Here is a 23,256-nt window from a genome sequence, read left to right as displayed (position 1 = left end):
TTGCCATGCGGCTTTATTGATGGCAACAAAATTGAAAGGAGTCTCCAGTGCAAGGGCATCGCTTTCAGCTGGGCTTCAACTACAAGCTGTTGTTGATCTACCTCTCAGTGGTGGTTGCCAGCCTGCTGCTGGTTTCACACGCCCTCTACACCTTGCATCGCAGCCTGCTGGATGATCGACGCGACCATGTTCGCCATCTGGTGGAAAACAACCTGACCCTGTTGGAACACTTCCACCAACTGGCAGTCACTGGCCAGATCAGTGAAGAAAAAGCCCGCACCAACGCAAAAAATGCCATCCGCAGCCTGAGATACGAAAAATCAGGGTATTTCTGGATCAACGATCTGGAAACCCGCATTCTGGTACATCCCATTTTTCCCGGCCTTGAAGGTGAACTGCAGCTTGAATACCGCGATAGCCACGGCCAGCCCATCTTTCAGATCTTTGTACAAATCGCACGGGAATCCGGCGCGGGTTATGTGCACTACCACTGGCCCAAACCCGGCGGCATAGAGCCGGTCGAAAAACTTTCTTACATCGAACTCTACGAACCCTGGGGCTGGGTGATTGGCAGCGGCATCTATCTGGATGACATCCAGACCATCTTCCGCCGTGAAGCCTGGGGTTATGCTGCCACCCTCACCTTTCTGCTGGTGATGATCAGCGGCCTGGTATGGAGCATCCTCAGGGTTGACTCACGAGCCTTCCACTCCAACAAACTCATGGCCACCGCACTGGAGGCCTGTGCCGAAGCCATTATCATCACCGACCGGAATACCCGCATCATCTGGTCAAATTCTGCTTATGAACGCCTGACGGGTTATGCACTGAAAGACATCAAAGGCAAAACACCGTCTGAAACCACCCGCTCGGGCAAGCAGTCCAGCGCGTTTTACCAGCAAATGTGGCGACGACTGAACCGAGGTGAACACTGGACCGGCGAACTGATCAACCGCCACCGCAAAGGGCACCTTTATTATGAGCAGATGACCATCACACCGGTACTGGATAAATCGGGCCGCACTGCCAATTACATTGCGGTGAAACACGACATCTCTGACCGCAAACAAGCGCAACTGGAACTCGAAGAACGCGCCTCACGCGATAGCCTGACCGGCTTGCCCAACCGCCGTACGTTTATGGAGCACCTGAGCGCCACCCTGGAAACGCGTGAAAAACACAAGGGTGTGATGATGATGATGGATCTGGATCACTTTAAATCCATCAATGATGAACACGGCCACCTGTGCGGCGACCGGGTGCTGATGGATTTTGCTGAATTATTACAGCACAACCTCTTACCTGGTGAACAAATGGGTCGCTTAGGTGGCGAAGAGTTTGCCCTGTTATCACCCGGATTAACCCTGCGTGAAGGCCTGGAGCGGGGTGAAACCATCTGCAAACTGCTGCAAAGCCACACCATCCATCATGAAGGTAAAACCCTGCAGATCACCGTCAGCATTGGCCTGACCAGCATCACACCGGCAGACACTGAACCAGCCAGTGTGATCGACCGGGCAGACCGCGCCCTGTATGAAGCCAAGTGTGCCGGACGCAACTGCGCTCGCACCCTGTAAGGTCCGTACACAACCGGTGAGATCCGCACACAACTAGTCAGCCAGTGCAAATCCGGCTAGTCTGTAAGACATGATCATTCGGATGAACTGTCTTATGAAACTGCTGCTTCTGCTCGTCCTGCTGCTGACCTGGCTGGCAACCCCCTTGCAGGCCCGTGAGCTGCGACTGGATGAGCAGCAACTGGTGCCAGTGGAAGTCTCCGGTATTTTACTGGCCCACCATGGCACTCCTGTGGTGCTGCTGGCCCCACCCGGCAGCCAGCAGATGGTTCCCATCTTCATTGGCCATAGCGAGGCCCGCGCCATTCATGCCGCCCTGCAGGATGAAATCACCCCCCGCCCAATGACACACGACCTGGCCAGCGAACTGATCCCCCTGTTAAAAGGTCAGCTGGAACGCATCATCATTGATGATCTGGTGAATGGCTCTTACATGGGGTTTCTGCACCTGCAGCAGGATGGCATCAACCATTATGTGGATAGCCGCCCGAGTGATGCCCTGGCTTTAGGTCTGCGCTCCGGTGCGCGCATTTTAGTTGCACCGGAAGTGCTGGCCAGCGCCGTACAGGTAAATCCGGAAGACCTGGATGACCTCGGTGTTTCTGCCCGCAGCATCAGTGTTGGCCTTGCCACCAGCGATCTACGTGCAGCACTGGGCCTGCCGGATCAGGCCGGGGTATTGGTGACGGATGTACGTGGCAGCCTGCAATCCAGTGGTCTTAAAGCAGGCGACCTGCTGACCCGCATCAACGATCAGCCTGCTGCCACCCCGATGGAGTTTTTAAGGCTGATTCGCCGCCATGAACGAGATGAACAAACACGCATCACCTACTGGCAGAACAATCGGGAAAGGCAACTGACACTGCCACGACTGGAAAGGGAACGTCCTGCCCTGCCAGACCGAAGCGCTTCAGGATCAGCTCATGACATCTAAGCAGTTGTTACTGGTCGCCCATGCACCCTCACCCAACACCCAGAAACTGGTGGATGCCCTGCTGCAGGGTGCCAGCCACCCGGATATTGAACAGGTGCATACCCGCTGGCTTCCGCCACTGCGAACCCAACCCGAAGACGTACTGACTGCCGATGCCATCATTCTTGGCACCACTGAAAACCTGGGCTACATGAGTGGCGCACTCAAGGATTTTTTTGACCGGTGTTATTACCCGGTATTAGAAAAAAAGCAGGGGCTGCCCTGCGCATTGTTTATTCGGGCAGGGCTGGATGGCACCGGCACCCGTCGCGCGGTGGAAAGCATCGTGACCGGGTTACGCTGGAAGTGGATACAAGAACCCCTGACTTTGCGGGGCAAATGGCAGGACGAGTTTCTGAAACAGGTGGAAGAACTGGGCCTTTCCGTGGCCGCCGGACTGGAAGCAGGGATCTACTGACCCAGTCAGCCGCTACCGATCACATGAAGTCCATGATCTTGATTTGCACATCCAGACGTGAAGGCTCCAGAGCACGCACAATCGCATAATCTTCACCGGCATGTGCAAGGTCAATATCTTCAACGGGTAAAAAGCTGCGGTGTTTCAAGTGATAAATCACCCGCACCCTGGGCTTGGCCTGCTGCACTCGGTTGGGCTCCACCACTATACCCAGGTGGCCATTATTCAGCTCCACCAGTGTACCCACCGGATAAATACTCATCGCCCGAATGAACTGATACACCAGCTTGCGATCCAGGTGGTCATCACTCCACTCCACCAGGCGCTTCATGGCAACTGACGGTGCCATCCCCTGGTGATAACAACGATCAGCGGTTATGGCGTCATACACATCACACACCGCCGACATGCGCCCAAACAGACTGATGGCATCAGCAGCCAGACCACGCGGATAACCGCTGCTATCCAACCGCTCATGATGCTGGGCACATATGGCACGCACGGTGCTGTCAACGGCGATCTGTTCCAGATAAGCCTCACCATACATGACATGGCGCTTCATCTCTTCCCATTCTTCGGCTTCGAGCTTGCCGGGTTTGTGCAACACTTCATCCGGCACCTGCACCTTACCCACATCATGCAGCATACCGCCAACCGCCAGCTTGCGGATGGTGCCAATATCAAAGCCCATGGATTTGGCAAGAATACTCAGTAACACCCCCACATTCAGGGAGTGCTCCATCAGGTAGGCATCCTTGTTACGAATGCGAGACAGGCAAGCCAGTGCATTTTCGTTGCGAAATACCGAATCCACCAGGTTTTCCGCGACTGACTCCACTTCGGCAACGTCAATGCTGACACCACCGCGCACCCGGTCCATCACGTTATCCAGCAGCTGCAACGCCTCGGTGTGAATGCGTTGGGCTTTGGTACGTTCGTCTTCAAGGGAAACGGAGGGAGAGGCGACACCCGACTGTTCCTGCTGCAACAGATTACGCTGTCCTGCAGCCTCGCGATTGCGAATGGAAGGCTCCATTGGTCGGTCTTCCGAGTCTATGCCCCGGTCAGTGTCAATGGTGACAAACTCGATGCCACGCTGACGAATTTTGGTGATCGTCTCAGGTTTCATGATCAAACCGGACTTGGTACGGTTTTGTTCGGGAATCCACTCCGCATTCTGCTCGGAAATGAACATCCCCACCTGAATCTGATCGACCGGAATCACTTTAAGCATGGAACAGTCCAATTGTCCTGACATTGGGCCTATTGTCGCAGGGAAACCAGCAATCCGGAATGACTAATTTATGTACCCGACAATAATAGAATATTCCATTAACCGGCTTGCCACACACTCCAGACCACCGCACCCCAGATCAGCGCTGCCAGCAACAGACTCAGCATCACTGCCGCCGAACCCAGATCCTTGGCGCGGCCAGATAATTCGTGCGGTTCTTCACCAACACGATCCACCACCGCTTCAATCGCAGAGTTCAGCAGCTCCACCAGCAACACCAACACCAGAGAGCCCAGCAGCAATGCAATTTCCACCGGTGTGCGCCCCAGCCACAAGGCTACCGGCGTCAGCAGCACCAGAAGCAACAACTCCTGACGAAAGGCCGACTCATGACACCAGGCCGCCCGCAACCCCTTCAGGGAATAACCTGCAGCACAGGCCAGATGACGCAACCCCGTTTGTTTTTTCATCAGCAACTCACTCAACGAATGGACCAGCAACACCTCACTGGCGGCCGCCATGTTAAAGGGTGCTACAATCTGCGGCAATCAACCCGGAGCCACCGCATGAACCACCAGCCCATACCCTGCCCCTGTGGCAGCGGCAAAAACCTGGCAAACTGCTGCCAACCCCTGCACCAGGGCGAAGCCGCCCGCACCCCCGAACAACTCATGCGCTCACGCTACTCAGCCTACGTACTGCAACTGGCCGACTATCTGCTGGACACCTGGCACCCGGAAACCCGCCCCAAAGGCATGAACTTCATCGACAACCCCGACTGGCAAAAGCTCGAAGTGCTCTCATCCGGGCAACAAGGCACCCGGGGGCAAGTCCACTTCAAAGCCTGGTACACCACCCCCAAAGGCCTACGCTGCCTGGAAGAAAAATCCGGCTTCATCAAACAAAAAGGCCGCTGGTATTACCACAGCGGCCTGATCCTTGAACCATGAACAAATGTTTCTCTGTCATAGGCAGCCCTTTTCGGATAACCACCGGGCTGTGCTTGCCTGAACCGACTTGTACCGCACCCTTGCCTCCTCTTTCTTGCCCTGCACCTTGCTTCGATACATGGCAGCATCTGCCAGCTTCAACAATGCCTCCTGTGTATGACCATCGTCTGGATAAATGCTGATGCCAATGCTTAGATTAACCGTAACCACCTCGCCGCCCGGCAACAACAGACTGGAAGCCAGCACTTGTGTTTTCCCGGCAACCAAATAAGCGTGAGCCGGTTGCTCAATTTCACTTAACAGCACCACAAACTCATCCCCACCGTAACGGCAGACAACATCGGCAGTTCGCAGGCAAGTCTGCAACGCCTTTGCCAAGGCTTTCAGAATTTCATCTCCACCACCATGCCCCAGAGTGTCATTAATGACCTTGAAATTATCCAGATCAATAAACAACAAACCCATTCGTTTCTTATGTCTGCGTGCCAATGCCAGCGACTGATGAAAACGTTCATCAAAGGCATGACGGTTCAACAAACCTGTTAAAGAGTCCTGCAGTGCGAGATCAGCCATTCTGGCCGTCAGCTCGGAGGAATAACGGCTGTCGTGAAACACTATCGCGACACCAATCACCTTGCCATCCGGGTCATGCAGGGGGATGGCAGAATCTTCGATATTAATCTCGCCCTTGACAGGATTGATCAGCAAGCCATTATTCTCCAGTGGAATAAAGGCATCTGCACGCATGGCTTTTCTGGCGAGAGCCTCTATCCGCGACTGACGTGTATCTGCATTGATGACCTGGAGCACTTGCTGCAGGGGAAAGCCAACAGCCTTTTCCCTGCAGATACCAGTCAAAATCTCCGCCATGCGGTTAATGTAGGTGACCTCAAGTTCAAGATTGGTGGTCAACACCGCATCACCGACACAATCCAGTATTTCGAGGCTGCGAATCTTCTCTGCATTTAATGACACTTGAACCCCTCCTGGTGTGATGCAAAAAAAACCGGTCTTGCGACCGGCCTGGTTTAACTAGCTTCCTCTCGAGTTTTCAATAATCACCTCAACCCGCCGATTCTGCTGACGCCCCAATGCTGATGCATTACTGGCAACCGGCCGCTCTTCTCCAACCCCGCGAGTGGACAAGCGGTCAGCAGCAATGCCGCGCCGAACCAGGTAGCGACTCACCGAGTCTGCCCGCCGCTGTGACAACTGCTGATTAGATGCCTTATTACCGGTACTGTCGGTATGCCCTTCAATCAATACCTGACGCTCCGGGTGCTGCCTCAGAAAGTTTGCCAGGCGGTCAAGATTGCCATCAGCGGCAGGCTGCAGCTCCGCACTACCGGAAGCAAACAGAACATCACCCAGCGTCAGCACAATACCCCGGTCGGTGGTTTCCGCCTGCAAAGCCGTCAACTGACGCTGCAGATCCGCTTCTCGCCGCTGTGCACGGTCCACTTCTGCGGTACGGGACTGCAAGCGCGCATCATCCCTTGCCTGTCCCAGATGCCTACGTTGATCTTCGTCATAACTGGCCATGGCTCGAGCCCGTGCTATCCCGATTTTCTGATTCGCCATATATACCCGGTGCTCATTCAGCCGTGCGCTGTCTTTTGGCAGTGGCTCCTCGGCCAACTTTACCGCCTGCTCTGCTTCCGACATTTCACGACGTACCCGCTCCCCCAGGTTTGGATCCTTCTGCAGGGCCGTCAGATCGCTGCGGGCCTTCACTGCACCATCAGAACTCACGGGAGCAGACCCACAGCCGACAAGCAGAAGCAGCGATATGACCAGAGCCATTGCTGTTGTGCTGCCACCCATCAGCTTGTTGCATGCAGTGTGTTTCATTTTTTATCTCCTGAACGACCCATTTCTTCAGTCAGTGCCTTGGCAGCACGCTCCATTTCCTGATTGATTTCAGCGGCTTTTGCGGCTTCAGTTTTTGCCGCTGCCAACAACGCCAAAACCTCGGCTTCCCTGGCCAGATACCCAGCTTCAACCATGTCCTCCTGGTGAATGGCACGCTCCGCCATTTCCAGTTTTCTTCGTGCCTCATTCAACTCACCACCGGCATACTGTCGACTGTCAGCTTGCTCAGCCTGGGCAATGGCATCACGAGCATCAGACATGGATGCATTCGGTGCATCCGGAGTCGAAGCACAGGCACTCAGCAACAACAGACTCAAAAGCAGCGACAAGGGCAAAAGAGTCATCCGCTTCGTACGTTCTTCAGACAAGCATTTCATAATCCAACTCCTTCAACAGTGAAACCGACTCACAGGATTGATCGGCTACCCGCGGAATCTAATCTCGGCAACAAACAGCGTCTGTACGGTGTCGAACACTTTGTCAACCATGGCAGTTGCTACAGGATTCGACCCTGAACCAGTCGAACCATGATCAATAATGCTGCAATGATCATAAGTACATAAATGAAACCACCCAGGGTATGCGAGCTGAGAAACCCCAGAATCCACAACGCCAGAAGTACAAAAATCACTATTTCAAGCATGACCTTTCCCCCTTCCCGGTTGATCCGTCTTTTTTATTGTGAAGTAAGGTAGCAACTATCGGCTGATGAGCAGAACCAAACCACTAATCAGTGCTGTTACACCACCGATCAGATACCAGGTCGTCGAATCCGTGAAACGTCCAGCAAAACTCTGGTAAATCTGCTCTCCCACTCTCCGGGATGCCTGATAACCGAAATAAAGCAAAGCTCCGCCGGCAATCAGCAAAAGAATACCGATAATATGGTGAAGGCTCATGGTGATGGACTCCGATTGTTGACTGTGACCCTACGTATCGGGATGACACGCTCAGGTCATCAGGGCCAAGTAAAACCGGAGGGACTCGAACCCGTCTGTGCGATAGCGAACAACCAAATCAGTAGACTAACCTGCAAGTCTTGTGTGCGGTTTCGTACATACAGACGCCCGGCTCAAGCTCACAATAAGCATCGCACAGCCAAAAGGACCACCCTGATGTCCAGAACAATCCAACAAACCACAGATGATCCGGAAATACCCTGCCAACAGGACAACCGGCTACTCAAGGCTATTTCTGCAGAGATCCGTGGTCGCATTTATCCGTATCTCAAACTGACTGAACTGCCACTTGGTATGGTGCTCTATGAGTCTGGTGACGTGATGGAAAACGTCTACTTTCCGACCAACAGCATCGTTTCCTTGCTGTATGTAATGGAGGACGGTCGCTCAGCAGAAATTTCAGTGGTAGGAAATGAAGGGATCGTTGGTATTGCTCTGTTCATGGGTGGTCTGAGCACACCAAGCCGGGCAATAGTACAAAGCGCAGGACATGCCTATCGTCTCGACAGCAAACAATTGAAAGCCGAGTTTGACCGGCATGGTGAAATGCATCACCTGCTGTTGCGCTACACCCAGGCACTGATCACCCAGATGGCTCAAACTGCAGCCTGCAATCGACATCACACAATAGACCAGCAACTCTGCCGCTGGCTACTGCTGTCCATGGACCGGCTCAAGGGGAACAAGCTTGACATGACTCAGGAACTGATTGCCAATATGCTGGGTGTACGACGCGAAGGTGTCACTGAAGCAGCCAGTAAACTACAAAGCGCCGGTATCATTCAATATCACCGGGGGCACATCAGGGTGCTCGATCGCCCTGAGCTGGAGCACCGCTGCTGCGAGTGTTATGCAGTGGTGAAAAAGGAGTCTGATCGGCTGTTCGAAGAATTCAGCTATCCACCCCGCCAGCAACGCCCCTATCGCTGAAAACCGACAATCATCAGATTATTACTGAATGCACATCCGCTGACTACCTTGCGCTGCCTATTCAATTGCAGCACCCCAGCGTACCGGCACCACAATACCAACTTGTCAGACAGCCCCCCTGATTAAAACATTTGCGGGAACATAAACCTTGATACCCATACCCAGACTGCCAGCAGCGAACCAGTTGATTGCTGACCTGCCGGATACAGTATACAAAAGCCTGATGAAGCACTGCGAGCTGGTTGATCTGGTTGATCTGGTTGATGGTGAAAAACTTTGTACGCAGCATGAACGCTATAGTCATGCCTGGTTTCCTGTGACTGCCTGCATCTCGGTGACTGCTTCCGTGGCGAAACACCCTGCCATGGAAATCGGCATGATCGGTCATGAAGGCATGCTCGGTGCCACACTGCTGCTGGCCACTGAACAGGCACCCCATGATGCCATTGTGACAGGGCCAGGCAGTGCACTCCGAATCCACAGGGATGCACTTCATCAACTGCTCTCAAACAACCCGACACTCGTACGTTGCCTGCAACGATACTGCTATCAGCTCATGGTACAGCTGGGACAAAATACCGTCTGCAGTCGCATACACCAGGTTGAAGCCCGCCTGGCACGCTGGCTTCTCATGGCAAACGACCGTGGACAAAAGGGCCACTTTTATCTGACACACCTGCAACTTGCCGAAATACTTGGTGTACGCCGCAGTGCAGTAACCCTTGCCTCAGGAACACTGAAACAGGCTGGCCTCATAAAGTACACAAGGGGAAATATCAGCATTGTGAACCAGACCGGACTGGAAGCAAAAGCTTGCGAGTGCTACATACCTGGTCAGGTACACCAGGAGCACTGACTGGTGTTGCAAGCTCCAGGCACCCTGAATGAGGCTTGCGAACAGGTGGCCAGCAACCGAAAGAGTAGATATTGATAAATAGTGCAAACATTTACCATCACTCTTGTTGCAAATCCTCTCGTAAAGACCGCTCCAGCTTCTTGGTTTCGGTAATATCCAGCAAGGTAATTACCACCCCATCAATGACGTTATCCAACCGGCAATAAGGCATGATTCGCACGGTAAACCAGCGATTGTCAGTGGTGGCGATCTGCTTCTCAGAAAACGCCAAAGTATTCAGGGTATTGCGAGCATCATCGTTCAGTTCAGGATACTGCAGGGTGGTGGTGAGGTCGCTCAAAGGCCGACCGATATCACCCTCTCGGATGCTGATAATCTTTGAAGCCCGGTCGGTGAAGCGCCGCAGATTCAAGCTCTGATCGAGAAACAGAATGGCAATGTCGATGCTGTTAAGCAGGTTTCTCATATCACTTTGAGCAAGGGCAAGATCGTCCAGCTTGGTCTGCATTTCCGAATTGATGGTTTGCAGCTCCTCGTTCATCGACTGCATTTCTTCCTTGGAAGTGGTCAGCTCTTCGTTGGTTGACTGCAACTCTTCATTGGTTGATTGCAGCTCCTCGTTGGCTGATTGCAGCTCCTCTCGGGAGGCGCGGTTTTCCTCTCGCAAAGCCTGGATTTCATCCTGACACTGTTGCAGCTCGGCGGTATGAATCTGCTGCGTGGTTGTTTTTGATTGGTTCTTGTTTTTCGGGTCGGCCTGAGGCGGTGCAATGTCGCGGAAGACAATCATCTTCATGCCGCGCAGCGCGGCTGGCTCTCGCAGCGCTTGTACCGTGACATCTATACTCTGTGTGCCCCCACCGGGCAATTGCACCTGCAGGGTTTGCAGTTGTAACGGTTCACTTTGATTCCCGATCTGACGCAGGGCGCTGCCGATGGGCGTTCGCAGACCTTCCCGCACCATGGCATGAAAATTCCAGTTGGCTTTGCCAGCAGCAGGTTCCAGGTATTTTCCTGTGCGCCCGCTGATATAAACAATATCGCCCTCGTCATTAACCACCACGGCGGCGGGTGCATACACCTGCAACAATACCTGGTCAGCTGCCGTTTGCAGATTATCCGTTGTTGTAGGAGGGGAATAACTTGGGGGCACAGGAAGCTCCTTGGATATCCAGGACAAGGGTGGAAAAGATTTGACCGGTAACCGGGCAGTATCACTCTGAACCTTGTTCTGGCGTCGATAAAGTCGCAGCTTTGATTCAATCGGGCTAAACAACTGAGTATAACGCCCAATCGTTTCTGAACTCCCCAGTAGCAGCACTCCTCCATCACGCAGGCTGTAATGAAACAGTGGAATGAGTTTGCGCTGCAAGCTGGGATCAAAATAGATCAGCAGATTACGACAGGAGATCAGATCCAGGCGGGTAAAGGGTGGATCAAGCACCACATCCTGCTGAGCGAATAACACCAGCTCGCGGATATCGCTGTTAATCTGGTAGCCCTTGTTGCGGGGGCTGAAAAAACGCGCCAGGCGCTCCGCCGAAACACTGCTGCTGATTTCTGCAGGGTAATAACCGCGCCGGGCAGTGGCGATGGCATCCGGGCTCAGGTCAGAGGCAAAAATCTGCAGGGTAAAACCATGCGGCTGTGGCAGTTTCTCCAGCACCTCAGTAAAAATCATGGCAAGGGAATAAGCCTCTTCACCCGTTGAACAACCCACCACCCAGGCACGCAGATGAGACGCTCCAGAATCTCGCGCCAGCAGTTCTGCCAGAGTGGTTTCCGCCAGATGCTGCCAGACCGCAGTATCACGGAAAAAACGGGTTACCCCAATCAGCACCTCTTTAAACAGCAGGTCGATCTCCTGGGGATTATGCTCCAGAAAATCCGCGTAGTGGGATAAAGTGGCAATTTCGTGGATTCCCATGCGCCGCTCAATGCGACGGTGCAGTGTGCTGGGTTTGTAGAGCGAAAAATCATGACGGGTTCGCTCTTGCAACAAGCGCAAAATCCGCTGCAAGGGTGTTGACCTTGCATCAGGCTCCACCGAATGCACGTCCGGGGTGTTTTGATCCGGCTCCTGGGCAAGGCAGGACAGGATGCGGGCAGGCAAATCACCGGGAGGGGCAAGGATATCAACACAGTCAGCAGCGATGGCACTTTGTGGCATGGCATCGTACTGTGCCGTATCGGGCTGCTGCACAGCCGTTAAACCACCAACACTCTTGATTGCCTGCAGACCCAGTGTGCCGTCAGATCCCATGCCAGACAAAACAACCCCGATGGCACGCTCCCCCAGAGCACTGGCCAGGGATGAAAACAGCACATTAATGGGTAAACGCAAACCTCTGGGCTCCACCGGCCTGGCCAGGTGCAGTGAACCATCAACCACACTCAGCTCGGTATTCGGTGGAATCACATACACGCAGTTGGGCTTGATGGACATGCCCTGAGTTGCTTCACGCACGGGCATATGGGTGACACGCTGCAGCAGTTCTGTCAGCAACGCTTTATGGTTGGGATCAAGATGCTGCACCACCACATAGGCCATATTACTTTCAGGCGGGATTCCGGCAAGAAAGGCTTCCAGCGGAGCCAGACCACCAGCAGATGCGCCAAGCCCTACAATACGCGTGGATTCAGCACTCACAGCAGGCTAACAACAGGTGTTCATGTCTTGAACAGGTTGATGCCATAAGCCGCAGGCCACGAGACCCTTTTTTGTCCTTAGCCTGCTCTACGATGCAAAAGTCTTTGTTACCACTCTGTGCCACCCGTTTTAACAAATCGAGCAGCAGGGGTCGGTTTTGAGGGATCAGAAAAGTGCCAAAATCCTGCCCGGGTAACTCATTAAACCCAATACCAAGCAGCTCGGCAGCAGCAGCATTTCCCTGTATGGCCTTACCCGTGAGATCAACAACAAAAAAGCTGATCGGGGCGGAATCATACAGTTCCCGATAAAGGGATAAATCCTCGGCCAGATCGCGCTCATTGGTCGCCATTTCTTCACTTTGCAGGTCAAGCTCAACCTGGTGAACCTGCAATTCATGGAGCAGTTTTAACGCGTCTTCCGCTCTGCCGGGATCACTGGACATGCGATATAACATCTGCAGGGCATCAACCCCCAGCGACCACTGCTGACCAGCCCGGGTGGTGCCTGTCTGCAACTGTTGCTCTGCTTTGTTTCGCAGCTCGGTCAGGATATTGGACTCATCAGCGCTAACAGACATAAAGACCTCGTGTGTATTCCCTGAAAATGGTTGCCATAGCATAGTAGCTTATCGCCACGGAAATAGTTTGTTGGTTTCCAGCAACCGAATCACCAAATCTTTCACCGCTCAGCCATTGGCTCCTTACCATCAGTAGTTAGTACTGTCATGGCTGCATCATGCCACCCAAAGACTGCTACAATCCCTGGTATGCAAATCTCAAAACCCTTTTCCCAAGCCTGTGAAAACAACAAGGCTCCCATATTGGCAGTCCTGCAAGAGGTACTGCAAGAGGCCTCACACCCCAATGCCCAGGTCTTGGAAATAGGCTCTGGCACCGGTCAGCATGCTGCTTACTTTGCACCCCGCCTACCCTGGCTAAACTGGCAGCCAACAGATCAAGCCCATTACCTACCTGGATGCCGACTCTGGATAGAAGAAGCCCGAGCAGCCGGAGCTAATAACTTGCAGCTACCCAAGGTTCTGGATGTACTACAGCCCAAGTGGCCAGAACTTGAAATGGAAGCAGCCTATTCTGCCAATACAGCTCATATCATGCATTGGCCCGCCGTTGAAGCCATGTTCCATGGACTGGGTCAACGCCTTCCAGCGCAGGGATACTTCTGCCTCTACGGCCCCTTTTGCTACTCTGGCCAGCACACCAGTGAAAGCAATGAAAGTTTTGATCGCCACCTGCGCCAACAAGACCCAGGCATGGGCATTAGAGACCTGGACATCCTTGAGCCCCTTGCCAAGGCCGCCGGTTTCAAACTAACGGCAGATCACCCCCTACCCGCCAACAACCGACTGCTTATCTGGCAGAAGAAGTGAGTTGATGTAAAAGTTTCTCTCATTCGGCCATGCAAGATGCACCAGGCAAGTCGCTGTCTTCAGCTTACCAACTATCGTCTCGGCACAAAACGCAGAACGAAGTCGTCCACCACTTCGTAGAGTACGGGGATTACCAGCAGGCTCAGGAAAGTGGAAGTGATGAGGCCACCAATCACAACAATGGCCATCGGTGCACGAAAACCTGGATCGACGCCGAGGCCCAGAGCAATGGGCAGCATTCCGGCACCCATGGCCAGCGAAGTCATCAAAATGGGGCGTGCGCGCTTGCGACAGGCGTCGAGCAATGCATCGAGTCTGGATAAGCCGTGATCACGCTGCGCCACAATGGCATACTCCACCAGCAGGATGGAATTTTTGGTTGCGATGCCCATCAACATGATCATCCCGATCATGGCGGGCATACTCAGGTGAGTACCAGTCAGGAACAGCGCCAGAATCATACCCGGAAGAGATAACAACAGTGCCCCGAAGATGGTCACCGGCTGCATCCAGGTACGGAACAGCAACACCAGCACGATGTAGATAAAGGCCACACCCGTACCCATTGCCAGCAGAAAACTCTGACCCAGCTCATTGGATGTTTCTGCCTGGCCGATGTCGTGCTTTGCCAAGCCTGGCGGCAGTTGGGACAAGCTGGGCAAGACGCTGGCACGCTGCTGAACATCACCCAGCGCCTGACCGTCAAGCTCAATCTCAAAATTCACATTACGTACACGATTCAGCCGGTTGATCTGCGACAGGCCGCTGGTGATTTCGATCTCTGCCACGTCACGCAACGGCACTGGCCCCCGTGTACCCGGTACCATGAGCTGGCGCAACAGCTGAAGATCCTGAATGGCCTCATCAGGCAATCGCACAAGGATCGGTACCTGGCGCTGGTCAAGGTTCAGCCTGGGCAGGAACTGCTCATAGTCACCTTGTGTGGCCACCCGCACGGTTTCTGCGATGGCGTCAGTGCTTACACCAAGGTCTGCTGCACGCGCAGCATTCGGTCGCACAATCAGCTCAGGCCGCTGCAGGCCTGCACTGCTGGTTACCTGACCGATTCCTGCCAGTCCGCGTAACTCCCGCTCCACCTGGGAGGCATGCTGGGCGAGCAGTTTACTGTCTTCGCCGGAAAGCACCAGGACATAGTTTTCACTGGCAGCCACCTTGATGCGCGCACCGGCCACGGCTTGCAAGCGCATGCGCAGCTCGCGTTCGATGTCCTGCTGACTTATGCCCTGACGCTCCTTGCGTGGTGTCAGGTTCAGTGTAAGTTGGGCCGTGCGGGACTCGGCAACTCCACCCATGGCGTTGTCTCCTCCACTGCCGTCGCCGATGGCGGTATAAACCTGCTTCACATGCGGATGTGCTGCCACGATGGTGCGAGCCTCATCAGCGATCATTAGTGTTTGTACGTAGGTGCTGCCTGGCGGCAACTCGATACTGATTCGGGTCTGACTCAGGTCACCCGGCGGAATAAAATCACCCTTGATCGTACCCATGAGCAAGGGAATGCCACTGGCAAGACAGAAGGCCAGCGTGATTGCCAGCGTGACTCCCTTGTGTGTGAAGGTCCAGCGGGCAACCTTCAGGTACGAGGCCATCCAGAAAGGCTCAGCCTGGGGCCGAGATGGTTTTTTCAACAGGTAGGCCGCCATCATCGGTGTGAGCAAGCGTGCCACAGCCAGCGCGATAAGCACGGCGATGGAGGCCGTCCAGCCAAACTGCACAAAAAACTTACCGGCCAGTCCTTGCATGAAAGCAGTTGGCAGGAAAACGGCTATCAAGGTAACAGTCGTGGCGATTACTGCCAGTCCAATCTCGTCGGACGCTTCGTGTGCCGCCACAATAGGTTCCTTGCCTTGCCCCATATGGCGCATGATGTTCTCAATTTCTACGATGGCATCATCCACCAGAAGCCCGATCACCAGCGATAGAGCCAGCAGGGTGATGATATTCAGCGTGAACCCCATCCATTGCATGAACAGGAAAGTAGGAATGATAGACAACGGAAAAGCCACTGCACAGATGAGAGTGGCACGCAGGTCACGCAGAAAGAGCCCCACCACCAGTACAGCGAGCAGAATACCCTCAATAAGCAGGAACAAACTGCCTCGAAAGTTCTCTACAACCTGATCAATAGCATTGACGGCCTCGGTGAGCTCAAGGTCAGGGCGCTCCCTCTGCAACTCGGCAAGAGCCTGGCGCACACCCCGGGCCACATCCAGATCACTGGCACCTGTGGCACGAAAGACCTCAAAACCGACCACTGGCTTGCCGTCAAGAAAAGCGCCACTGCGGCGCTCGGCCAGCGTATCAGTCACCGTGGCCACCTGATCCAGGCGCACGCTACGGCCATTGGGCAGAGGGATATCCATCGCTGCCAGTGCTTCAGCCGAATGCACCGTGCCAACAGTACGCACGGCCTGCTCGCCACCCCCCAACCGGACATGGCCGCCTGGAGCCTCGCGCTGCACCTGAGCGAGTCGGCGCGAGATATCGGCGGCATTCAGGCGCAGTGCCAACAACCTGTCCGGGATCAGTTCCACGCGCACTTCCCGGCTCGCGCCACCCACACGGATGATTGAACCAACACCTGGCACAGCAAGCAGACGCCGAGTGATCTGGTCTTCCACGAACCATGACAAGGCCTCTTCGTCCATGCGCGCTGATGCCACCGTGTAGGTCAGAATCGCCTCATTTTTGAATTCAATCCGTCTGATGATGGGATCACGCAGGGCAGCAGGCAGATCGGCTCGTACCCGAGCCACTGCAGCACGAGTATCATCCAGAGCTTCCTGAGGTGGTTTCTCCAGGCGAAATTCAGCCGATACCGTGGCCACACCATCCTGCACTACGGTGTGCAGGTGTCGCAGCCCATTCATGGTGGCCATCGCATTTTCCAGCTTGCGTGCCACCTCGGTTTCCATCTGTGCCGGGGCTGCACCAGGTAAACTGGCCACAACGGTCACCATCGGCAGATCTACATCCGGGAAGTTCTGGACTCTGGCACCATGGAATGCAAAGAGACCTGCCACCGTGAGTATGGTGAACAGCAGGATGACTGGAACCGGGTTGCGGATCGACCAGGCAGAAAAATTCATGATCGCTCCTTCAGTGCGAGGTTTGGGAGAGGGTTTTCTGATCTACAGCCGCAAGACGTATCGTTACGCCATCCGACAGAAAACCCACACCGGACTCAACCACCGGTGTCTCGTTTTCGATCCCTTCACGGATCTCCACACGATCACCGCGCCTTGCACCAACCCTCACCTTCTGCTGCCGCACCTGGTTGCCATCCAGAACGAAGACATAGCTGAATCCATCACGCAGCAGAACGGCAGTTTCTGGCAAGGTCAGCACCCTGTGTTCTGCCAGCAGCAATTCACCGCGTGCAAACAGCCCCGCACGCACCTGTGCTGAAGACTCAAGATCCACATAAACAATACCGGTGCGAGTATGCGGATCAACCTGCGGCGAGACCCTGCGCACACGACCTTCAACAATCTGCGAATCACCAAGAGCAAGGTGAACGACCTGACCGGGCACCACCTGCACCAGCTCCGACCCGGGCAACTCAGCACGCCACTCCAAACGACTCTGGCGTTGCAGCCGCATGAGTTCCTCTCCGGTTTGCAGCAGCGCGCCTTCAACAGCAGAAATGGAGCTGATCAGTCCTTCGTCAGGAGCACGCACTTCGGTATATGTCAGACGCAGCAAGTCCGCCTGTACCCGTGCGCGAGCCGCAACCAGACGTGCATGTGCCGTATCAGCCACCGCCAGGGCCTGATCAAGGGATTGCTCCGAGAGTGCCTCAGTGCCCTGCAACATGCGAGCACGATCAGCGGCACGCCTTGCCTGAGCAGCATCAACTTCGGCTTCCTGAAGCACTGCACGACTAGCCATCAAATCTGCTTCAAGTGTACCGGTGCTGAGTTGTGCCAGCAGTTGCCCCTTTTCCACTCGATCACCAACATTGACCAGCAGACGTGACAACCGCTTTCCGCCGATTTCAGCACCAATGATGACCTCCTGCCAGGCAGCAATGCTGCCAACGGCATGCAATATTTCTGGCCACTGCTGTATGCTGGCAAAAGTGTGCCGGACCGTCAGCACCGGTGTGGTTGTGGTGGGCAGAGGAGCAGAAGGAATGCTGCTGCGCAGAGTGATGAACAGGGCAGCACAGGCAATGAAAAGGACAACAGTAAAGATAAAGACAAGGCGCCACCTCATGACCAATGCCCATTGATCGATGAAACTGGCATGACAGGGATACATTCGCAGCTCTCTGCAGCATTCACAGGCTTCTCCTTCAATGGACACACGACCATATAGTTCGCATTACGAACCTATTATTGATTCGTAATACGAACCATGTCAATATCAACCGTAATGAGTAAGGAGAAATCCATGAAGCAAGCCCCTCCATCCAGCGAGGAGCTGGCCGATGCTCTTGTAGTAAGCGCCTTTGTCACGATGGCCGTCATTAACAAGATCGGTGCCGAAAAAGACCTATCCCTCTCTCTGATTCGTGTCCTGGGGATACTGTGGGATCGGCGCCCACGCATGACTGAGCTTGCCGCCTACCTTGGTCTGGAGAAACAGACGATGTCGGGGCTGATTGCGCGAGCAGAAAAGCGGGGGTTAGTGGCACGTGCGCCGAATAAAGAAGACAAGAGAGCAACAGATGTGTTTTTGACAAGCAACGGCATCGAACTTGTCAGGCAGGTGCGTGCTCAAGGCCAACAGGCACTGGCACCGCTCATCGCGGGGCTCAACACACAGGATCAGCACCAGCTTCAGCAGTTACTTGTACGCATGTTAGAAAACCGCAAAGGCTGATGGAAGATCAGGCATTACTCACAGAGCGCTCTCATTTGCCACGCTCATTCAAGACACGGTGTCACCATGGAGATCAAGTACATGAGTCAGCCGATCCGCCGCCTTGTTGCCATGTTCATCTTTGCAGTCATTGGGCTGCCGGTAACGGGGCACTCTGCACAAGTGGATGTTTCGGCCTTTCAGGCTTATACAGAAACAACACGGCAATTACTTGAAGCACAGCGCAGTTTTCAGACTGAAAATCCGCTCCATGAAATCAAGTGGAATGCTCCCTTTGAGCTCCAGCCACCCGCGCCAACCACCAAGGCCATCCTGCTGGTGCATGGCCTGGGCGATTCACCCTGGTCATTCACCGATGTCGCGAATAGTCTTGCTGAGCAAGGCTATGTGGTGCGAACACTGCTGCTGCCGGGACACGGCACCCAGCCCGCCGACCTGATTGGCATTCGGCTGGAAGACTGGCAGCAACTGGTACACGAACAGATCAGCTTGTTACAACAGGAATTCCCGGATGTCTGGCTGGGTGGCTTTTCAACCGGTGCCAACCTGGTGCTCGAATACGCCCTGGACGACCCTCGGATTCATGGCCTGGTATTATTCTCCCCGGCATTGCGTTCGAACGAGCTGTTTGACTGGGCAACACCCTGGCTCACACATATCAGGCCCTGGCTGCTTTCTCCCGAGCGAAACCCGTTACAATCACCGCTTCGTTACCACATCGTACCCACCAATGGCCTGGCTCAGTTCTACCGCAGCAGCGTGGCGGTGCGCAAAAACCTGAAAAGTCGGACCTTCGATCGCCCAGCCGTCATTGTGCTGGCCCAGCATGATTCAGTCGTTGATGTGCGTTATGTTCGGCACATCTTTGAGCGTCATTTCACCCATGCCTCCAGCCGCTTGATCTGGTATGGAAACCCTCTGCCCAGATCAGCCTCCTCGGAACGCGTGCTGGTGCGTACCGATGCATTGCCTCAGGAACGCATCAGCCAGTTTTCACACATGGGCATCCTGTTTTCACCTCAGAATCCGCTGTATGGGCGGAATGGCAGTGAACGCATCTGCTTCAATGGACAAACGGACGAGGATACCGCCCGCTGCCAAGCGGGTGAGCCGGTCTGGTACTCCGACTGGGACTATCGTGAGCGAGGAAAAATTCATGCACGCCTCACCTTTAACCCCTATTTCGACTGGCAATCACAGGTCATTCAGGAAGTACTGGAAAGTGTCAGCGATTGAGAGATACCAAACAACTGCTGCAGAAGTCCGATGATTACGGAGCACAAGGCAACCCCTACCAAACCTGAGCATCTGGCACCCAAGGGCCCACGCTGCCTGGAAGAAAAATCCGGCTTCATCAAACAAAAAGGCCGCTGGTATTACCACAGCGGCCTGATAATGGAAGATTAAGTGACCGGCGTCAGCCTTGAGGATAACAACTCAGCAGATACCGGAGGTGGGCCTGCACCTCCGGCCACTCACCCCGATGCAGACTGTACATCACCGTATCGCGAATTGTGCCATCCCGACGCAGGGCATGACCACGGATCACACCATCCTTTCTGGCACCCAATCGCTCAATTGCACGCTGACTTGCAAAGTTGAAATTATCCGTGCGCCAACCGACCACATGACACCCCAGCACATCAAAGGCATGCTCCAGAAGCAACAGCTTGCAAGTGGTGTTGACATGCGTTCGCTGCACAGAACGGGCGTACCAGGTGTAACCGATTTCCACACGTTTAACGGCAGGCAACACATCATGGTAACTGGTTGAACCCAGCACCTTGCCACTGGCATCATCCAGAACAGCAAAAGCAAACCGATGGCCTTCATCACGCCCCTTCAAGGCCGCCTCGATATAAGCACGCGTTTCATCCGGTTCAGGCACCGAAGTGACACGCAGCCTCCACAGCTCACCATCTGCCGCAGCAGCACCAAGCCCCGCCTCGTGCTCCAGATCAAGCGGGACCAATCTGATGCCCCTGTCAGCCAGCGTAACCGGTTGGATAAAAGTCATCGTTCATTACTCATCGAGTTTCATTGAACCACTACACTCGCACACCACCACTTTTTCCCTTGCTCCCCCTACCCTAACGAAGTTTACGAATTCCACCTGTACCCTCCATCACATCACCAGCTATCGGTTAAATATTTGCATGCGCATAACTATGCGCATAAAATCAGACTTTGTATTCTATATCTTCTGGGAGGCCCTCATGGCCCAACTGTATAACTCAGCCGCCCCCAAAAAAGCAGCAAATCTCTCAATCAATAGCGATCTTCTGCGTAAAACCAGGGAACTGAAAATTAACTTGTCTGCCACCCTGGAACGAGCTCTGAAAGAAGAGCTCTCAAAACGCGAAGCCGCCCAGTGGGTTGAAGAAAATTGCGCTGCGATAAGAAGCTACAACGACTTCGTCGAACAACATGGATGCTTCGGCGACGAATTCAGGGAGTTCTGATGGCACAGTTCGATGTGTACCCCAACCCAAGTAAAACCAGCAAAGCGCACTACCCTTATCTTGTCGATATTCAGAGCAGCCTCCTGAACGATCTGGCAACTCGAATCGTTATTCCCTTGGGCAAACGCTCTGCCTTTGGCGGCGAAGCCATGCAAGGACTCACTCCTGAAATCAGCTTTGCCGATCAGGAGTTGTTGCTATTAACTCCGCAAATTTCCTCCGTGCCCGAAAAACACCTCAAGAGCCCCATCGGTTCCCTCTCTCATTTCAGAGACCAGATTGTTGCGGCTCTGGACCTGGCGATCACCGGCATTTAACGCCCGCCATCACCGGTGACAAAACCTCAGCGAAGCGGAGGATTTGGCATCCGGTGCATGGTTTGGTTATGTTTCGTTTGCTGGTAATTCGAGCTGCCTCTCACTACGCCAGATTCGTATGAGCACAACCTCTTTAGCTTGCCTGAGATAGACAACTCGAAACGGCGCGTGAATCAATTCGCGAATATGATCCATGTTGAACTCAGGAACAACTCGGCCAGCATCAGGGTGAATTTGAAGCAATTCACAGTGCTCCAGGATAGCAGTCACGAAATCATCACCGATGTGTGGTACATCCTGCTCTTTGTAATAGCCCTGAATAGCCTGTAAGTCCTCAAGAGCAGACTGTGCGATGCGTAATTCCATTTACTTGATACCCAACGATTTCCTGGCGTCCTCCAACGATACGGTGTTGCCCTCGCGAACATCCATAAGCCCCAGCGCCACCGCCTTTACAAACCGTAATTCCTCGGCAGTTCTCTCATAATCCTCGAGCCCCTGCACAACAGCTACACCACGGCCACGACTGGTAAGCAGGATCGGGCGATGCGTATCCTGCGCTCGACCAACCACCTTGCCGGGATTGATCTTCAGGTCTGATAGAGGAATGACATCCTCGGAAAATTTCACTTGCATATTGATTACCCAGCTAACGACTTGGTCCTACCAATAGCACCGGTTAACAGGTTCCGTCAAGAAACATAACATTTTGTTAAGCCATCTGCCGCCAATGAGTAACATCTTGAATCTCGGCTAAATCGTCCTGCTCTGCTTGTTGTGTCTTGTAAAGATTCCATCTGATTTGCAGGTTAAGCCAGAAGTCGGCTGAAACACCAAAGAACAAGCCCAAACGAAGTGCAGTACTGGGCGTGATACCACGCTTCTGATTAACCTGCTCATTCACCCTTTGGTAAGGAACATGAATAGCATCCGCCAGCTCGCGCTGCGTAATCTGCATCGGATGCAAAAACTGAAATGCGTAGTTAGGCGCGACTTCAGCTTCCTGAAGCATAGGAATGCACGCGCTTGAATGTGCGAAAAGTGGTTTTTGTAAACTCGAAGGTGTGGTTGAACCCATGCTCTGTGCCGCCAAAGTGAGACGTTCCCGAAACGCTGCCGAACTTGCCGTGTGTTACGACAGCATCTATCTGCAGAGCAGAGGGTTTCTTAAGCTTGCCAAGGTAATCAGTAATTTCCTTCCCCTTCACAATTTCACGTGTAGTGGTGATCCACTCGGTGGCCTCGTCGATCACGCTGCATAACGCATCAGTGTCTCTCGTCTCCAGTGCGATTGCTAAATCTTCCACGAGCGCAGCCTTCGGTGAGTTACCGCAGGAACCGGATTTCGTTACTTTGATCATCGGAGTCTCCAGGCCTAACGCCGCGCTCTGCGGAAATTTAGGAGCGTCAGCGAGTAAATTTTGAGCGAAATAGGCTTCCGACTCAGCAACACCGCGAGATCTAGCAATTTTCTGCTTGAGTTTTGTCAATGGCCATTTATTTTGACCCACCTTTGGCCAATAAAATTGACCCACCTGATGCGTTAGTTGGTTAACTTTTCTTTCAGTCGATAGCTTTCTCCTCCCAGCATGAAGATGTGTGAATGATGGATGATCCGGTCCACAATCGGGATGGCCACATTGTCGTTGTGGAAGAACTCTCCCCAGTCGGTAAAGTCCTTGTTGGTGGTCAGGATGATGGAGCGGTATTCATACAGGCTGTTCACCAACTGGAAGAGGTTGTAGCGAGACTGGCGGCTCATGGGCAGGTAGCCCAGCTCATCAATGATCAGCAGGTCATTTTTGGCCAGTAGGCTGATC

The 23,256-nt window shown here is 53.8% G+C and carries 28 protein-coding genes; 11 read left to right on the top strand and 17 right to left on the bottom strand.

The annotated features are described in order from the left end of the window. Positions 1 to 47 precede the first annotated feature (47 nt). The 3 genes from BT114_RS08920 to BT114_RS08910 all read left to right on the top strand — a co-directional run bounded on the left by BT114_RS08920 (position 48) and on the right by BT114_RS08910 (position 2,968). On the top strand, positions 48 to 1,577 hold the full coding sequence (locus tag BT114_RS08920) for a diguanylate cyclase domain-containing protein (protein WP_072326074.1): 1,530 nt from the start codon (positions 48 to 50) through the stop codon (positions 1,575 to 1,577). A gap of 94 nt (positions 1,578 to 1,671) precedes the next feature. Then, on the top strand, positions 1,672 to 2,511 hold the full coding sequence (locus BT114_RS08915) for a bifunctional nuclease domain-containing protein (protein ID WP_177247069.1): 840 nt from the start codon (positions 1,672 to 1,674) through the stop codon (positions 2,509 to 2,511). Next, positions 2,501 to 2,968: a flavodoxin family protein gene (locus BT114_RS08910; protein WP_072326070.1), complete on the top strand. Its 468-nt coding sequence runs from the start codon at positions 2,501 to 2,503 to the stop codon at positions 2,966 to 2,968. Before BT114_RS08915 ends, BT114_RS08910 begins: the two co-directional genes overlap by 11 nt. A 19-nt stretch (positions 2,969 to 2,987) precedes the next feature. On the opposite strand, the gene BT114_RS08905 is transcribed toward BT114_RS08910, so the two are convergent. Together BT114_RS08905 and BT114_RS08900 are read right to left on the bottom strand one after the other, a co-directional pair. Then, positions 2,988 to 4,202: an HD-GYP domain-containing protein gene (locus tag BT114_RS08905; protein WP_072326068.1), complete on the bottom strand. Its 1,215-nt coding sequence runs from the start codon at positions 4,200 to 4,202 to the stop codon at positions 2,988 to 2,990. 98 nt (positions 4,203 to 4,300) lie between these two features. Then, complete coding sequence (locus BT114_RS08900) at positions 4,301 to 4,672, bottom strand: diacylglycerol kinase (protein WP_072326292.1); 372 nt, start codon at positions 4,670 to 4,672, stop codon at positions 4,301 to 4,303. Between the two features lie 96 nt (positions 4,673 to 4,768). On the opposite strand from BT114_RS08900, the gene BT114_RS08895 reads away from it, so the two are divergent. Next, positions 4,769 to 5,152 (top strand): YchJ family protein, encoded by a 384-nt coding sequence (locus tag BT114_RS08895; protein WP_072326066.1) that lies wholly within the window; start codon positions 4,769 to 4,771, stop codon positions 5,150 to 5,152. A 15-nt stretch (positions 5,153 to 5,167) separates the two neighbouring features. On the opposite strand, the gene BT114_RS08890 is transcribed toward BT114_RS08895, so the two are convergent. The 5 genes from BT114_RS08890 to BT114_RS08875 form a co-directional block, all read right to left on the bottom strand. Next, on the bottom strand, positions 5,168 to 6,127 hold the full coding sequence (locus BT114_RS08890; RefSeq protein ID WP_072326064.1) for a sensor domain-containing diguanylate cyclase: 960 nt from the start codon (positions 6,125 to 6,127) through the stop codon (positions 5,168 to 5,170). 57 nt (positions 6,128 to 6,184) lie between these two features. Beyond that, entirely contained in the window at positions 6,185 to 7,003 is an 819-nt protein-coding gene (locus BT114_RS08885; protein ID WP_218163488.1) for an OmpA family protein, read from the bottom strand. Further along, on the bottom strand, positions 7,000 to 7,401 hold the full coding sequence (locus BT114_RS08880; protein WP_084662080.1) for a DUF4398 domain-containing protein: 402 nt from the start codon (positions 7,399 to 7,401) through the stop codon (positions 7,000 to 7,002). Before BT114_RS08880 ends, BT114_RS08885 begins: the two co-directional genes overlap by 4 nt. A 119-nt stretch (positions 7,402 to 7,520) precedes the next feature. After that, a complete protein-coding gene (locus BT114_RS14895) occupies positions 7,521 to 7,667 on the bottom strand; it encodes a lmo0937 family membrane protein (RefSeq protein WP_143142804.1) in 147 nt (48 codons plus the stop codon). A gap of 55 nt (positions 7,668 to 7,722) precedes the next feature. Beyond that, entirely contained in the window at positions 7,723 to 7,923 is a 201-nt protein-coding gene (locus tag BT114_RS08875; protein ID WP_072326062.1) for a DUF3185 family protein, read from the bottom strand. A gap of 216 nt (positions 7,924 to 8,139) precedes the next feature. Between BT114_RS08875 and BT114_RS08870 the strand changes: the two genes are divergently transcribed. Next, positions 8,140 to 8,913 (top strand): Crp/Fnr family transcriptional regulator, encoded by a 774-nt coding sequence (locus tag BT114_RS08870; RefSeq protein ID WP_072326060.1) that lies wholly within the window; start codon positions 8,140 to 8,142, stop codon positions 8,911 to 8,913. Positions 8,914 to 9,061: 148 nt separating this feature from the next. Next, the gene (locus BT114_RS08865; RefSeq protein ID WP_218163487.1) at positions 9,062 to 9,769 is read left to right on the top strand and encodes a Crp/Fnr family transcriptional regulator; all 708 of its coding nucleotides are present in this window, start codon (positions 9,062 to 9,064) and stop codon (positions 9,767 to 9,769) included. 97 nt (positions 9,770 to 9,866) lie between these two features. Here the strand turns inward: BT114_RS08865 and BT114_RS08860 are convergent, their stop codons facing one another. Next, the gene (locus tag BT114_RS08860; protein ID WP_218163486.1) at positions 9,867 to 12,419 is read right to left on the bottom strand and encodes a chemotaxis protein CheB; all 2,553 of its coding nucleotides are present in this window, start codon (positions 12,417 to 12,419) and stop codon (positions 9,867 to 9,869) included. Next, complete coding sequence (locus BT114_RS08855) at positions 12,409 to 12,999, bottom strand: PAS domain-containing protein (RefSeq protein WP_072326058.1); 591 nt, start codon at positions 12,997 to 12,999, stop codon at positions 12,409 to 12,411. The genes BT114_RS08860 and BT114_RS08855 overlap by 11 nt, the downstream gene beginning before the upstream one ends. A gap of 147 nt (positions 13,000 to 13,146) precedes the next feature. Between BT114_RS08855 and BT114_RS08850 the strand changes: the two genes are divergently transcribed. Beyond that, on the top strand, positions 13,147 to 13,809 hold the full coding sequence (locus tag BT114_RS08850) for a DUF938 domain-containing protein (protein ID WP_342715790.1): 663 nt from the start codon (positions 13,147 to 13,149) through the stop codon (positions 13,807 to 13,809). 71 nt (positions 13,810 to 13,880) lie between these two features. On the opposite strand, the gene BT114_RS08845 is transcribed toward BT114_RS08850, so the two are convergent. Both BT114_RS08845 and BT114_RS08840 read right to left on the bottom strand, forming a co-directional pair. Beyond that, positions 13,881 to 16,919 (bottom strand): efflux RND transporter permease subunit, encoded by a 3,039-nt coding sequence (locus BT114_RS08845; RefSeq protein ID WP_072326055.1) that lies wholly within the window; start codon positions 16,917 to 16,919, stop codon positions 13,881 to 13,883. A 10-nt stretch (positions 16,920 to 16,929) separates the two neighbouring features. Then, on the bottom strand, positions 16,930 to 18,048 hold the full coding sequence (locus tag BT114_RS08840; RefSeq protein ID WP_072326287.1) for an efflux RND transporter periplasmic adaptor subunit: 1,119 nt from the start codon (positions 18,046 to 18,048) through the stop codon (positions 16,930 to 16,932). Positions 18,049 to 18,225: 177 nt separating this feature from the next. On the opposite strand from BT114_RS08840, the gene BT114_RS08835 reads away from it, so the two are divergent. Together BT114_RS08835 and BT114_RS08830 are read left to right on the top strand one after the other, a co-directional pair. Further along, on the top strand, positions 18,226 to 18,657 hold the full coding sequence (locus tag BT114_RS08835) for a MarR family winged helix-turn-helix transcriptional regulator (protein WP_084662074.1): 432 nt from the start codon (positions 18,226 to 18,228) through the stop codon (positions 18,655 to 18,657). Between the two features lie 81 nt (positions 18,658 to 18,738). Beyond that, positions 18,739 to 19,893, top strand: coding sequence for an alpha/beta hydrolase (locus tag BT114_RS08830; protein WP_084662072.1), 1,155 nt, complete (start codon positions 18,739 to 18,741; stop codon positions 19,891 to 19,893). Positions 19,894 to 20,074: 181 nt separating this feature from the next. Here BT114_RS08830 and BT114_RS08825 read toward each other — a convergent pair whose 3' ends face one another. Beyond that, entirely contained in the window at positions 20,075 to 20,674 is a 600-nt protein-coding gene (locus tag BT114_RS08825) for a GNAT family N-acetyltransferase (RefSeq protein WP_072326051.1), read from the bottom strand. A 199-nt stretch (positions 20,675 to 20,873) separates the two neighbouring features. Between BT114_RS08825 and BT114_RS08820 the strand changes: the two genes are divergently transcribed. Beyond that, a complete protein-coding gene (locus BT114_RS08820; protein WP_072326285.1) occupies positions 20,874 to 21,119 on the top strand; it encodes a type II toxin-antitoxin system CcdA family antitoxin in 246 nt (81 codons plus the stop codon). After that, on the top strand, positions 21,119 to 21,436 hold the full coding sequence (locus tag BT114_RS08815) for a CcdB family protein (protein ID WP_072326049.1): 318 nt from the start codon (positions 21,119 to 21,121) through the stop codon (positions 21,434 to 21,436). The genes BT114_RS08820 and BT114_RS08815 overlap by 1 nt, the downstream gene beginning before the upstream one ends. Positions 21,437 to 21,502: 66 nt before the next feature. On the opposite strand, the gene BT114_RS08810 is transcribed toward BT114_RS08815, so the two are convergent. The 5 genes from BT114_RS08810 to BT114_RS08790 all read right to left on the bottom strand — a co-directional run. Then, positions 21,503 to 21,802 (bottom strand): type II toxin-antitoxin system RelE/ParE family toxin, encoded by a 300-nt coding sequence (locus tag BT114_RS08810; RefSeq protein ID WP_072326047.1) that lies wholly within the window; start codon positions 21,800 to 21,802, stop codon positions 21,503 to 21,505. Further along, positions 21,803 to 22,072 carry a type II toxin-antitoxin system Phd/YefM family antitoxin gene (locus tag BT114_RS08805; RefSeq protein WP_072326045.1) on the bottom strand — a complete coding sequence of 90 codons (270 nt, stop codon included), beginning with the start codon at positions 22,070 to 22,072 and terminating at the stop codon, positions 21,803 to 21,805. A 76-nt stretch (positions 22,073 to 22,148) separates the two neighbouring features. Continuing rightward, on the bottom strand, positions 22,149 to 22,448 hold the full coding sequence (locus BT114_RS08800; protein ID WP_072326043.1) for a HigA family addiction module antitoxin: 300 nt from the start codon (positions 22,446 to 22,448) through the stop codon (positions 22,149 to 22,151). Beyond that, positions 22,432 to 22,797 carry a nuclear transport factor 2 family protein gene (locus BT114_RS08795; RefSeq protein ID WP_143142803.1) on the bottom strand — a complete coding sequence of 122 codons (366 nt, stop codon included), beginning with the start codon at positions 22,795 to 22,797 and terminating at the stop codon, positions 22,432 to 22,434. The genes BT114_RS08800 and BT114_RS08795 overlap by 17 nt, the downstream gene beginning before the upstream one ends. 182 nt (positions 22,798 to 22,979) lie before the next feature. Then, positions 22,980 to 23,256, bottom strand: a 277-nt coding sequence (locus BT114_RS08790) for an ATP-binding protein (RefSeq protein WP_177247068.1), incomplete at its 5' end; no start/stop codon positions are given.

Source organism: Marinospirillum alkaliphilum DSM 21637, assembly GCF_900119735.1.
In the GTDB taxonomy this organism is placed as follows: Bacteria; Pseudomonadota; Gammaproteobacteria; order Pseudomonadales; family Halomonadaceae; genus Marinospirillum; species Marinospirillum alkaliphilum.
This window is presented reverse-complemented; position numbering and strand designations above follow the sequence as displayed.

Coding starts and splice junctions, on each gene's coding strand:
- BT114_RS08855 (WP_072326058.1), bottom strand. CDS start 12,999: ATGTCTGTTAGCGCTGATGAGTCCAATATCCTGACCGAGCTGCGAAAC.
- BT114_RS08840 (WP_072326287.1), bottom strand. CDS start 18,048: ATGAGGTGGCGCCTTGTCTTTATCTTTACTGTTGTCCTTTTCATTGCC.
- BT114_RS08805 (WP_072326045.1), bottom strand. CDS start 22,072: ATGCAAGTGAAATTTTCCGAGGATGTCATTCCTCTATCAGACCTGAAG.
- BT114_RS08835 (WP_084662074.1), top strand. CDS start 18,226: ATGAAGCAAGCCCCTCCATCCAGCGAGGAGCTGGCCGATGCTCTTGTA.
- BT114_RS08795 (WP_143142803.1), bottom strand. CDS start 22,797: ATGATCAAAGTAACGAAATCCGGTTCCTGCGGTAACTCACCGAAGGCT.
- BT114_RS08815 (WP_072326049.1), top strand. CDS start 21,119: ATGGCACAGTTCGATGTGTACCCCAACCCAAGTAAAACCAGCAAAGCG.
- BT114_RS14895 (WP_143142804.1), bottom strand. CDS start 7,667: ATGCTTGAAATAGTGATTTTTGTACTTCTGGCGTTGTGGATTCTGGGG.
- BT114_RS08810 (WP_072326047.1), bottom strand. CDS start 21,802: ATGGAATTACGCATCGCACAGTCTGCTCTTGAGGACTTACAGGCTATT.
- BT114_RS08800 (WP_072326043.1), bottom strand. CDS start 22,448: ATGCTTCAGGAAGCTGAAGTCGCGCCTAACTACGCATTTCAGTTTTTG.
- BT114_RS08905 (WP_072326068.1), bottom strand. CDS start 4,202: ATGCTTAAAGTGATTCCGGTCGATCAGATTCAGGTGGGGATGTTCATT.
- BT114_RS08915 (WP_177247069.1), top strand. CDS start 1,672: ATGAAACTGCTGCTTCTGCTCGTCCTGCTGCTGACCTGGCTGGCAACC.
- BT114_RS08875 (WP_072326062.1), bottom strand. CDS start 7,923: ATGAGCCTTCACCATATTATCGGTATTCTTTTGCTGATTGCCGGCGGA.
- BT114_RS08900 (WP_072326292.1), bottom strand. CDS start 4,672: ATGAAAAAACAAACGGGGTTGCGTCATCTGGCCTGTGCTGCAGGTTAT.
- BT114_RS08870 (WP_072326060.1), top strand. CDS start 8,140: ATGTCCAGAACAATCCAACAAACCACAGATGATCCGGAAATACCCTGC.
- BT114_RS08850 (WP_342715790.1), top strand. CDS start 13,147: ATGGCTGCATCATGCCACCCAAAGACTGCTACAATCCCTGGTATGCAA.
- BT114_RS08845 (WP_072326055.1), bottom strand. CDS start 16,919: ATGAATTTTTCTGCCTGGTCGATCCGCAACCCGGTTCCAGTCATCCTG.
- BT114_RS08895 (WP_072326066.1), top strand. CDS start 4,769: ATGAACCACCAGCCCATACCCTGCCCCTGTGGCAGCGGCAAAAACCTG.
- BT114_RS08885 (WP_218163488.1), bottom strand. CDS start 7,003: ATGAAACACACTGCATGCAACAAGCTGATGGGTGGCAGCACAACAGCA.
- BT114_RS08820 (WP_072326285.1), top strand. CDS start 20,874: ATGGCCCAACTGTATAACTCAGCCGCCCCCAAAAAAGCAGCAAATCTC.
- BT114_RS08830 (WP_084662072.1), top strand. CDS start 18,739: ATGAGTCAGCCGATCCGCCGCCTTGTTGCCATGTTCATCTTTGCAGTC.
- BT114_RS08910 (WP_072326070.1), top strand. CDS start 2,501: ATGACATCTAAGCAGTTGTTACTGGTCGCCCATGCACCCTCACCCAAC.
- BT114_RS08880 (WP_084662080.1), bottom strand. CDS start 7,401: ATGAAATGCTTGTCTGAAGAACGTACGAAGCGGATGACTCTTTTGCCC.
- BT114_RS08825 (WP_072326051.1), bottom strand. CDS start 20,674: ATGACTTTTATCCAACCGGTTACGCTGGCTGACAGGGGCATCAGATTG.